The organism is Butyrivibrio fibrisolvens (assembly GCF_023206215.1).
Taxonomy (GTDB): Bacteria; Bacillota; Clostridia; order Lachnospirales; family Lachnospiraceae; genus Butyrivibrio; species Butyrivibrio fibrisolvens_C.
In genome coordinates, this window is sequence record NZ_CP065800.1 from 1,188,768 (window position 1) to 1,200,633 (window position 11,866).

The following is an 11,866-nucleotide window of genomic DNA, read 5'->3' on the forward strand; positions in this document are numbered from 1 at the left end:
CATGAGTTCAATAGCAATAATTACAGCACGTGGAGGAAGTAAGAGAATCCCGCGCAAAAATATAAAGGATTTCTGCGGAAAACCTATTATAAACTATTCGATAGAAGCAGCACTTAAAAGCGGCATCTTCGATGAAGTCATGGTATCAACAGATGATGAAGAGATAGCAGATATTGCCAGAAGTGCAGGAGCCAATGTTCCGTTCATGCGCTCTGCAGAAACTTCTACAGATACTGCAACAACAGCAGATGTCCTTCTGGAAGTATTTGATAATTATGAGAAGATGGGAAGGAAGTTCGACATAGCTTGCTGCATCTATCCTACAGCACCATTTGTTACAGCAGATAAACTCAAGGATGCAATGAATCTTTTGACTACATCAGGAGCACAGTCTATAGTTCCTATGTCAGAGTTTTCATATCCGCCTCAGAGAGGACTTTTTATAAACGAAGATGGTTATGTGAAGATGCTCCATCCGGAATATGCCCAGACAAGAAGCCAGGATCTTCAGAAACTCTACCACGAGTGCGGACAGTTCTATATCTTTAAGGTTGAGGACTTCAAGATATTTAAAGATACAACAATGGAGAACTCTGTCCCTTACATCATCGATCCTGTCGAGTCTCAGGACATAGACAATGAAAGTGACTGGATACTGGCTGAGCTTAAGTACAAGTTCTTAGAAGAGCATCGTAATAAATAAAGATTCAGGTTGGTAAAGTATTATTTATACAGGAAATATGAGGTTAATATGAAGCTTTGGGATTATATAAATAACGGAAAAGTATATATGATAGCCGAGATGAGTGCCAATCACGGCGGCTCTATAGAGAAGGCTTTTGAGATAGTAGAGGCTGCAGCTAAGGCAGGTGCTGACTGTGTTAAGGTTCAGACTTATACAGCTGATACTATCACAATAGACAGTGATGCTCCGGCCTTCCAGATCCATGGCGGACTCTGGGACGGATACAACCTCCATGACCTGTACAAAGAAGCATATACCCCATGGGAATGGATGGAGCCTATCAAGAAAAAGTGTGAAGAGTGCGGAGTTGATTTTCTGTCATCACCTTTTGATCCTACAGCTGTAGATTATCTTGAGAATATCGGCATTGAAGCCTATAAGATCGCATCATTTGAAGCTGTTGATATCCCTCTTGTAAGATATATTGCCTCTAAACATAAGCCTATTATCATGTCTGTAGGCATGGCAACAGAAGAAGAGATAAGGGAAGCTCTTGATGCTATCCACTCTCAGGGTAACGATCAGGTTGCAATACTAAAATGCTGCAACGTATATCCCACAGTATCTTCGGATCTTAATCTTAAGACTATTCCTGATATGATACAGAAATTTAACGTACCTGTAGGGCTTTCTGATCACTCCATGGGATATGCGGCAGCAGTAGGCGCTGCAGCACTTGGAGCAAGAGTCATCGAGAAGCACTTCTGCATATCAAGAGAGTATAAGACAGCAGATAGCGCTTTTTCCATGGAGCCTTCAGAGTATAAGAGTATGGTTGAGAATGTCAGAGCAGTGACAACAGCCCTTGGCACCATTCACTACGGACCAACTGATAATGAACTTTCTTCCGGAGAGTATGGCGACAGGAGATCTCTGTTTGCAGTAGAAGATATCAAGGAAGGGGAAGAGATTACAACAGTAAATGTCAGAAGTATACGTCCCAATGCAGGACTTAAGCCCAAGTACCTTGATGATATTTTAGGAAAAAAAGCTAAGGCTGACATCAAGCGTGGTACGCCAATGGCATTTGAGCTTATTGAGTGATGACTATATAAAGCGGGTGTAGGCTCGTTCATATGAATGAGACAGTAGGTAAGCTTCCGGGCCGGATGAGGTTAGAGTATGAAGATCGGTATCAGAGCAGACATCAATGAAACGGTGGCAACAGGCCATTTTATGAGGTGTGCTACAATCGCAGATGAACTTATAAAACAAGGTGCTACAGTCACCTTCTATAGCGCTGATGATGGCGTTCCCTCTTTTGCCACAGAAAGAGGATATGACAATATAATACTTGGAAGTAAGTGGGATGATCTTGATACTGAGATTGATAGCCTTGAGCAGATGAAGGGGTGCGACGCGATACTTCTTGATACCTATTATGTGACACCTAAATATATGGAAGCTCTGCATGAGCTGGGCCCAAAAGTAATATATATAGATGATATACATAAGTTTCATTATAAGGTAGATGCTATCGTTAACTATAGCCCAAGTTATACAGAATATGACTATAAGACCGAATACGGATCTGATGGCGTCTCGCTCCTACTTGGAACAGACTATGTGCCGCTTAGACCTCAGTTTAGTGAATATGAAGATTCAGACCACGAAGGCGATGATATAAGGATATTTATAACATCAGGCGGAATGGATACTTTTGGTATATGCGAGAAGATAATAAGGCGATTATGTGATATAAGATCGTCCCAGGATAGCGAATCATCTCCTGATATAAGGATAGTCCTTCTTGCAGGGAGGTCTTTTAAGATAACAGATTATCTTAGAAAGCTTGTAGCTGATTCTATCCTCGAGATCCATCAGAATGTTACGGATGTTGCCAGCATCATGAGATCCTGCGATATAGGCATAACTCCGGCAGGAACTACGCTGTATGAACTTAGTGCCTGCAAGGTTCCGTCTATATCTTATACTTTTACAGACAATCAGTTATCTGATGCCCACTTTTTTGATGAAAAAGGACTTATAGCATATATCGGGGATTTTAGAAATGGTGAGAAAGCATTTCTTGATTCTATGAGTGATAAGGTAGCTGATCTTATGAATATGGAAAAAGCCCGTAGAAGAGATCTTGGCGATAAGATGCATGCCATGATCGATGGTAAGGGAGCTTATAGGATAGCAAGTTATATAAAAAGTGCTAATAGCCACTGATAAGGAAATATATGAGCAGATCTATTTTTATCCTGGGCGGAAGCATGCTTCAGATGCCCACAATATTAAAAGCAAAAGAAAAAGGACTCTATGTATACGTCCTTGATTATGATCCTGAATGCGCAGCAAGGGACGTTGCAGACAAGTTCCTTCTTATAAGTACAATTGATAAGGATGCAGTATTACAGGCAGCTACAGAATATAAGCCTGATTACATCATGACATCCACAAGCGACATGCCCGTAAGGACAGCTTCATGGGTCAATGAGAAGCTTGGTCACAAAACAGGAATATCCTATGAAAACTCTATATGCGCAACTGACAAGTCCAGGATGCGTCTTAGGATGAAAGAAAAAAATGTTCCGATACCGGATTTTTATATATTAGAAAATTTTGAAGATTTTGAAAATCTTGTAAAGAACCTGCCTGATACCTTAAAGCCTGTGTTCGTATTAAAACCGGCTGATAATGCTGCAAGTAGAGGTGTTAAGCTTGTTAGTGCTGATGATCTTGATATATCCAAAGATGCAGAATCATTAAAAAATCTATGGGACTTTACAAGCCAGTATTCAAGAGGCGGCAGAGTACTTGCAGAAGAGTACATGGAAGGCCCGGAAGTAAGCGTTGAGTCAGTTACAGTAAATGGTATAACTCATATCATAACTATTACAGACAAGAAAGTAACACATGTGCCTTATTTTGTAGAGACAGGACATACAGAGCCCAGCAGACTTTCTAATGAAGCGCAGGATGACATTAGAAATGTGGCACTTGCAGCTATAGAAGCTGTCGGTATAACTGACGGACCTTCTCATACTGAAATCAAGGTAACTCCAAGTGGAGCAAAACTTGTAGAGATAGCTGCAAGACTCGGCGGAGACTTCATCACATCCCGTCTTGTTCCATTATCCAGCGGAGTAAACTTAAATGACTGCGAACTTGACGCTGTTCTTGGCGATGAACCATCCTGGAAGAGAACTATAACAAGAGGATCTGCCATAAGATTCATACCCGCCACAGAAGGCCTTATAGGGAGCATCGAGGGAGTAGAAGAAGCTAAGTCTATGCCAGGCGTAGAAGAAGTTGTCCTATACAAAAAAGAAGGAGACATAGTACCTCCTCTTCACTCAAGTTCAGACAGAGTCGGACATGTGATCGCAACAGGTAAAGATGCAGATGAAGCCGAAAGAAACTGCGAAGAAGCTCTGTCAAAGATCGTTATTACAATAAAAGACTAAGATCCAGTTGCAGATAGATCTTAGTTTGCAACATGAGGATAGCCATGTACGAAATTGGTAGTGAATTTAATTATATAGAAAAAGAAGAAGCAAGAGATCTTACAGCTATGTATGAAGGATCTGGAGATGTAAGACTTCTTCGCTGCGGCAGAGATGCCATTGGTTATGTATGTGAGGATATTAAGAATATAGCACTAGCAAAAGCTGACGCTGTGAACAGTCACAAGGAAGAAACTAGTGCAAATTGTAGAGGCGCGCTTAGATATGTGGCTCTTCTTCCTGCGCTTTGCTGTGATTCTATGTACAGACCTTTTGAAGTACATGGTGCAGAAGTTATGTTCTATGGAATTAATGAAGATCTATCCGTAGATACTGACAGCCTTAAAAAGATCATAGATGGCATATGTTCGCAAGGTGAAGACAAGCCTGTAATCATGGTACTTACAGCTGTGTATTATGGCATAACGGATATAAGTAGTCTTAACAGCTTCATAAGGAGCATTGATGATGGCATCTATGTTATTGAGGATGTAACACAAGGAGTTCTGGCTCCTTCAACTTTCGATACAGATAATGCAGATTATATCATCGGAAGTATCCGCAAATGGATGGGAGTTCCTGACGGCGCTGTTGCTATCAGGAATAATAAAGTTATAAATAACCATATAAAAGGCCAAAACTTATTAGATACAGATGATGATCATATAAGTGACGGGATCGTTACAGATAGTTTTAGTATAGAGCCTTTAAAAGGCGAGAACTCTTTTGCCGCAGAAAGATCCAAGGCACTTAGAATGAAAACGCAGTATCTTCAAAACGGTGATAAGGAGCTTAAAACAAGATTTAGAGAGCTTTTGGGACATGCGGAGGATACACTTACAGATGGCGAAGATATGTATGAAATATCAGATGAGAGCAGACGCTATCTTGAAAGCGTCCCTGTAGAAAAAATAGTATCAACAAGAAACAATAATTATGATACACTATATGAGCTTTTGGAAAAATCTGTACATAATAATGTATATTTTAAGCTTTTCCCAAAGAAAAAGTCCGGTATGCCAGCTTTTATGCTGCCTGTAATGATAGATACAGATCGTCTTAATAAAGATATAGCTGATAATACCAAAAATGATAACAAAAAAGATGATCACATATCCGGGAATGCTGGGCAAGAAAGCTCTTGCGACAAAGATCATGTGATTGATAGAGACGGCTTCGAAAGGCTTCTTGCAGGTAAGGGAATATATGCACCTGTCCTGTGGCCTGTATCAGATGAGGCGGCTAAGGTATGCCCTGTATCTAAGGATATAGCAGATCACATCCTGTGCTTTTGGATAGACCAGAGGTATGACAGATTTGATATGGTTCAGACCAAAGAGTGTTTTGAAGAGACAATAGATGAACTTCTAAGATGAGGATATAATGCACGAAAGAATATATGTATGCCACACTTTCTACCATGTGTATGTGGCATGTCTTAAGGAATTTCATATAATGCATGAAGCTGCGCTTGGCGGCGATAAGGCATCTAACGGTAGTAATAGCATAGGACGGGCAACTCTTGTATTGTCCAAGATGTCCAACAAGTTTGGCTCCATGGTTCAAAGAGCAAGGGAGTGCGGACTCTTTGAAGAAGTAATAGAGTATGATGAAAAAGAAGATACTTTTTTCCCAGAGCTAAAGCCCTTGAGAACTAATACAGGAAGCCTTGTTAAGAACATGATCAACAGGATAAGGTTCTGTAAAAGGTTTGGACAGCTTCAGGAAAAGTATATCCCGGTTGATTTTAAGAAATACAAGGATATATACGTATTCTGTGATTCAGATCCTATCGGATATTATCTTAATTATAAGCATATATATTATCATGCTCTTGAAGATGGCCTTAACTGTATCAAATACGGTGATACAGCTAGATATGACAATAACGGACACTTTAAGTTCAAGGCATTTATGAGCGCTATAGGGCTTATCTTCATCCAGAACGGATATGGTAAGTACTGCCTTGATATGGAAGTTAATGATATATCAATACTGGATTATCCATGTAAGAAGTATATAGAAGTTCCGAGAAAAGATCTTACAGATGAGCTTCAAAAAGCTGATAAAGAGCTGATGTTAAAACTCTTTATAGAAAATATGGATGAACTTAAAGATCAGCTTGATGAAGGCAAAGATAAGCCAAGAGTCCTGATATTATCAGAACCCTTGTGTGAACTTCCTGTAAGAAAGCAGATATTTACTGATCTTGTTAATGAGTACAGTAAAGTTGACGGCAAGGATGCGATAGTGATGATCAAACAGCACCCCCGCGACTACCTTGACTATAACGAGCTGTTCCCTGATCTTATCATATTGTCAGGTAACTTCCCTATGGAGATGCTCAACTTTATAGAAGGTCTCAAGTTCGACAGACTGGTATCTGTATATACAGTAGTTGATTCTATAAAGTTCGTTGATGAGAAGATATTCCTTGGAGATGACTTCATGGACAAGTATGAAGCACCTGAGATCCACAGGATCAACGAGCAGATCAAGGACTGAATATAAGACGGATATAATACAGGCATAAAAAATATAATAATAAGGGAAATCAAGGAGTTAAGTGATGGCGCAAAGTTACGTCCTTTCTGTAGTTATACCATGCTATAACGAGAAAGATAACATTATTAAGATAGTTGAGAGGGTTCGCAAGGCACCTGTAGAGAACAAAGAGATCATTATAGTTGATGATAAAAGTACTGATGGTACCAGAGATATTCTTGAAAAGAGCGTTAAGCCTCTTGTAGATAAGATCATCTATCATGAAGTCAATCAGGGTAAAGGCGGGGCTTTAAAGACAGGTTTTGCTCATGCAACAGGTGATTATGTAATAATCCAGGATGCTGATCAGGAGTACGATCCGCAGGAATATATCAAGGTGCTTCAGCCTATCCTTAATGGAGATGCTGATGTAAGCTATGGTTCAAGATTCCTTGCAGGTGTATCTAAGGGGTACAGAGCTAACCAGATGGCCAATAAGTTCCTGACAGCTCTTTCTAATATTTTCACACATCAAAAGCTCACAGATATGGAGACCTGTTATAAGTGCTTTAAGCGCCAGATCATCCAGAGCATTGATATTGAAGAAAAGAGATTTGGATTTGAACCTGAGATCACAGAGAAGATCAGTAACAGGGGCATTAAGATCGCAGAAGTTGCAATCTCCTACGATCCAAGAACCAATGAAGAAGGCAAGAAAATAGGCTTTAAAGACGGTCTTAGAGCCATCTACTGCATCTGGAAGTACAGAAACAAGAAATAATAGCGTAAAGATTTCCTGCTTGGGGATGGCAGTATCCCTGACATGGGAAGATGAGATTATGAATGTAATTACTTATTAAGAGATGATCTTTTTATGGCTGATAAAAAAAGAGATGTAATAGTTAGTGAGAAAAATGGAAATATAATAGAGAATTCTCAGACGACGGGAAAAGCAGATAAGATCGACGGATGTGATAATGCTCATAGTAGTGCCACTATAAACGGTGGCAGAAGTGTTAATAGAAGTAGCGGAAGTGGGGCGCTTTTTGCTTTTTTTGGAACGTGCGTTGGACTTCTTCTTGTTATAGCTATACTTGTGGTGACCATCGATCCGTTTTTTCACTATCATAAGCCTATTGAAGGTTTCCCATATATAGTGGACAATCAGTTGTCGCAAAACCCTGGAATGGCTGAGAATATGATCTATGACAGCGCGATTGTGGGATCGTCTATGACAGTTAATTTTAATACAGCTGATTTTGCAAACGTGATGGGGCTTAATACTATAAAGCTTAGTTATAGCGGCGCCCTTCCAAGAGATGACTATAATATCCTGTCCTTTATATATGATGAGGATTCCTATTCAAGGCAAAATGGGGATGTCAAGGCAATCTTCATGGTAATAGACCCCAATGTCATGACAGCGGATATAGATGCTACTAAATATGAGCTTCCAACATATCTGTATGATGACAATATCTTTAATGATGTAAATTATATTTTTAATAAAGATGTACTCTTTCAGTATATATTAAAGCCTGTCATACAAAGACGCGGCACAGATCTCTCCACTGTATACTACAGCTGGTGGACGCCTGAGTATTATAATGAATTATGGGTTATGCCAAACTATACTCCTGCAGATAAGGTTAGTGAAGAAACTCCGGTAAATGCTTATATAAAGGACACTGCCACCAATCTTGAGAAGAATATACTTCCCTTTATACAGGAGCATGAAGAGACAACCTTCTATATCTTTTTTGCCCCATACAGCTTATTGTACTGGTATGACGTAGTGCAGGAGAATCACTTAGATGCGACCTTATACCAGACTGAGTATATAGCGGGTACGCTCCTATCCTACGATAACGTAAGACTCTTTGACTTCATGGACAATGAAGAGATCATAACGGATATCAATAACTATGCGGACGAGATCCACTATAAGCCCGAATACAACGCCTGGATGGTCCAATGCTTTAATGACGGCACAGAAGAGATCTTTGAAGGCGATATAGAAAAAGATATGCAGCATCTTCGCAGCATAATTGAAAGCTATGACTATGAAACTCTATTTGAGAAGTACGAGGTAGAGTGATTTTGAATAAATAACTAAAACTTCCCACTTGGACGGATCGGCTTCCCCAAAAACTTTACAGGGGGCAGGCAGTATATAAATCATTGTCACACTTTTTAATCATTTTATAGAATTCATGAGCGTGATAGATGGAGATTTTTATTCTGCCAGGGGTCCACATGTCTGAGCGCAGCGAGTTTGGACCCCAGAATAAAAATTTGCAGATATCATGCCATGAAGTCATAAAATGATTAACAGTGTGGCAATGATTTATATACTGCCTGCCCCCTGTAAAGTTTTTGGGGAAGCTGATCCGTCCAAGTAGGAAGTCTGAGTAAATAAAAAATGGAGGATGCTTATGCGAAAAAACAGGGTTCTTGTTACCGGCGGTGCCGGATTTTTGGGATCACATTTATGCGACAGACTTATACAAGCTGGCAATGACGTAGTATGCGTAGATAACCTTTTTACAGGAAGTAAAGACAATATACGCCACCTACTTGATAATCCTTACTTTGAATTTATAAGACATGATGTGACACAGCCTCTTTATGTAGAATGTGATCAGATCTATAACCTTGCATGCCCTGCAAGTCCTATTCAGTACCAAAGAGACCCTATCTATACTACCAAGACCTCTATATACGGATCTTTTAATGCTCTTGGCCTTGCAAAAAGAACAGGCGCAAGGATCCTGCAGTCATCAACATCAGAAGTATATGGAGATCCTGAGTGCAATCCACAGCCTGAGAGCTATAGAGGACGAGTTAATACAATAGGACCGCGCTCCTGCTATGATGAAGGTAAGCGTGTTGCAGAGACTCTTTTCTTCGATTATCACAGACAGCACGGCGTGGATATCAAGGTCATGCGTATCTTCAATACCTATGGACCTCGTATGGATATAGGTGATGGAAGAGTTGTATCCAACTTCATCGTTCAGGCTCTTCGCGGACAGGATATCACTATATACGGCGATGGAAGCCAGACCAGGAGTTTCTGCTACGTTGACGACCTGATCGAAGGCATGATAAGACTCATGAACAGTAGAGAAGGATTCACAGGACCTGTCAATATCGGTAACCCCGGCGAGTTCACTATCAAGCAGCTTGCAGAGATGGTAGTAGAGCTTACAGGTACCAGCTCCAAGATCATATATGAGGATCTCCCTGTTGATGATCCTACTCAGCGTAAGCCTGACATAACACTTGCCAAGAAAGAACTTAACTGGGAGCCTACAGTCGCACTCCGCGACGGACTTCAGAAGACTATTGATTACTTTAAGGGTGTCATCTGATGTTATTTAATTCGTATGCGTTTGTATTCATATTCCTGCCGGTATTTGTAGCAGGCTATTATGGAATTACATACCTTTTTAATGAAAAAAATCTATTTAATATAACACGCAAAAAGCCCGCCTGCGCAAAAAGCGTAGTCGAGCTTTACTGCGTTATTTTGTCATTTGTATTTTTTGCCTTTTTCGGCGTAAAAGTTTTGGGCGTTTTACTTATAAGCCTTATATGGAACTATATCTTTATAAGATTGCTCGGCTCTGGAACTGATGATAAGACCAAGACTTTAGTAGCTATTGATAAGAACATTCATGTAAATAATAATAAAGCGCTGCTGATAACAGGTATCTGCGGCAATATAGCACTTCTTATCTTTTTTAAATACGCAGGTTTTCTGGCTGATATCCTGAACTTATTTACTGGAAAAGAGTTAACAGTATCTATATTGCTTCCCATAGCTATCAGCTTCTACACTTTTTCGCAGATATCGCTCCTTGTAGATGTATATAAAAAAGAATCTGGTAAGATCAGCCTTGTTAACTATCTATTCTATATAACTTTTTTTCCTAAAATATTGCAGGGTCCTATCGTTAGATATAATGATATGAAGAGCTATCTGGAAAAGGCTCTTTTGCATAGATGGAGCGCTCAGAAGTTCATGCAGGCTATGATGCTCTTTGTTCTAGGCTTGTCCAAAAAAGTAATAATAGCAGATACCCTGGCAGTAGCAGTAGACTACGGTTATAACAGCCTTGCGGTGCTGACACCGGTGGATGCGGTGATCACTGCGGTGTGCTACTCATTCCAGATATATTTTGACTTTAGCGGCTACTGCGACATGGGACGAGGCATCTGCCAGATGGTCGGAATGGACCTTCCTGTTAACTTCGAAAGTCCTTATAAAGCAAGGAACATAGACGACTTCTGGAAAAGATGGCATATGAGCCTCACAACCTTTTTTACCAGATACGTGTACATCCCACTTGGAGGCAACAGAAAAGGAGCTTTAAGAACTTATCTTAACTTCATGATAATATTCACATTATCAGGCCTCTGGCACGGCGCAGGACTAACCTTCATCGTATGGGGAGCCATGCACGGAATACTATATGTGATAACAAGAGCAGTTAAGAACAGGAATAAGAGCAAGACAAACACAAGAGTAAATGCGGATTTAGATACAAAAGCCATAGTAAATTCAAATATATATACAAATACTAGTGTAAATACAAACATTAATGCAAATATGAATACCAGCGCAAATACAAAAACAGTTATTGAAACTGGTAGAAATGCGAATGGAGAAACAGGGGCAGCTACAAGATCTGAAACTTTAGCGCATAAGTCACTAATATATAGACTATGCCATATTGCCGCAGTAATACTGACCTTCATCTTCGTGACAGTAGCATGGGTATTCTTCAGAGCTCAAAGTATCCAAGAAGCACTAAACCTCATAAGCAAGATGATAGGAATAGGCTATAATGGCGCATCTCCGCTCCATATAAGCCCCGACCTTATCAAGTGCTTCCAGATAGATGAACTGTGGTATATATTTAAAATAACCCCAATAGCAAGCATGACCTGGGGCCCCGCCGTATGCATGTGGATCATAATACTGATAAGCGCATACCTTGCATTCATATCCAATAATGCATCACAGCTTACGTCCAGATATAAAGTAAACGCAAAAGGCGCAATACTCCTTGCTATACTATTTGTATGGTCCGTGATCAAATTCGCCAACGTAAGCACCTATATTTACCTAGGCTTTTAATATAAACATACAACACTTGCCCACAACATTTTAGGAGGA

The 11,866-nt window shown here is 40.0% G+C and carries 10 protein-coding genes; all 10 read left to right on the top strand.

What is annotated here, in order from left to right:
• Nucleotide 1 precedes the first annotated feature (1 nt).
• A complete protein-coding gene (pseF, locus tag I7804_RS04870) occupies nt 2–703 on the top strand; it encodes a pseudaminic acid cytidylyltransferase (RefSeq protein WP_248405214.1) in 702 nt (233 codons plus the stop codon).
• Between the two features lie 48 nt (nt 704–751).
• Nucleotides 752–1,789 (top strand): pseudaminic acid synthase, encoded by a 1,038-nt coding sequence (gene pseI, locus I7804_RS04875; RefSeq protein WP_022752676.1) that lies wholly within the window; start codon nt 752–754, stop codon nt 1,787–1,789.
• 78 nt (nt 1,790–1,867) lie between these two features.
• Complete coding sequence (gene pseG / locus I7804_RS04880; RefSeq protein ID WP_248405215.1) at nt 1,868–2,920, top strand: UDP-2,4-diacetamido-2,4,6-trideoxy-beta-L-altropyranose hydrolase; 1,053 nt, start codon at nt 1,868–1,870, stop codon at nt 2,918–2,920.
• 11 nt (nt 2,921–2,931) lie between these two features.
• Entirely contained in the window at nt 2,932–4,158 is a 1,227-nt protein-coding gene (locus I7804_RS04885) for an ATP-grasp domain-containing protein (protein ID WP_248405216.1), read from the top strand.
• Nucleotides 4,159–4,202: 44 nt separating this feature from the next.
• Nucleotides 4,203–5,573 carry a hypothetical protein gene (locus I7804_RS04890; protein ID WP_248405217.1) on the top strand — a complete coding sequence of 457 codons (1,371 nt, stop codon included), beginning with the start codon at nt 4,203–4,205 and terminating at the stop codon, nt 5,571–5,573.
• Between the two features lie 7 nt (nt 5,574–5,580).
• A complete protein-coding gene (locus I7804_RS04895) occupies nt 5,581–6,702 on the top strand; it encodes a glycosyltransferase family 52 (protein WP_022752680.1) in 1,122 nt (373 codons plus the stop codon).
• A gap of 64 nt (nt 6,703–6,766) precedes the next feature.
• Nucleotides 6,767–7,462 (top strand): glycosyltransferase family 2 protein, encoded by a 696-nt coding sequence (locus I7804_RS04900; protein WP_034484053.1) that lies wholly within the window; start codon nt 6,767–6,769, stop codon nt 7,460–7,462.
• Nucleotides 7,463–7,555: 93 nt separating this feature from the next.
• A complete protein-coding gene (locus I7804_RS04905) occupies nt 7,556–8,779 on the top strand; it encodes a hypothetical protein (RefSeq protein WP_248405218.1) in 1,224 nt (407 codons plus the stop codon).
• A 337-nt stretch (nt 8,780–9,116) separates the two neighbouring features.
• Complete coding sequence (locus tag I7804_RS04910; protein ID WP_022752683.1) at nt 9,117–10,055, top strand: UDP-glucuronic acid decarboxylase family protein; 939 nt, start codon at nt 9,117–9,119, stop codon at nt 10,053–10,055.
• A complete protein-coding gene (locus I7804_RS04915) occupies nt 10,055–11,827 on the top strand; it encodes an MBOAT family O-acyltransferase (RefSeq protein ID WP_248405219.1) in 1,773 nt (590 codons plus the stop codon). Before I7804_RS04910 ends, I7804_RS04915 begins: the two co-directional genes overlap by 1 nt.
• The last annotated feature ends 39 nt before the right edge of the window (nt 11,828–11,866 follow it).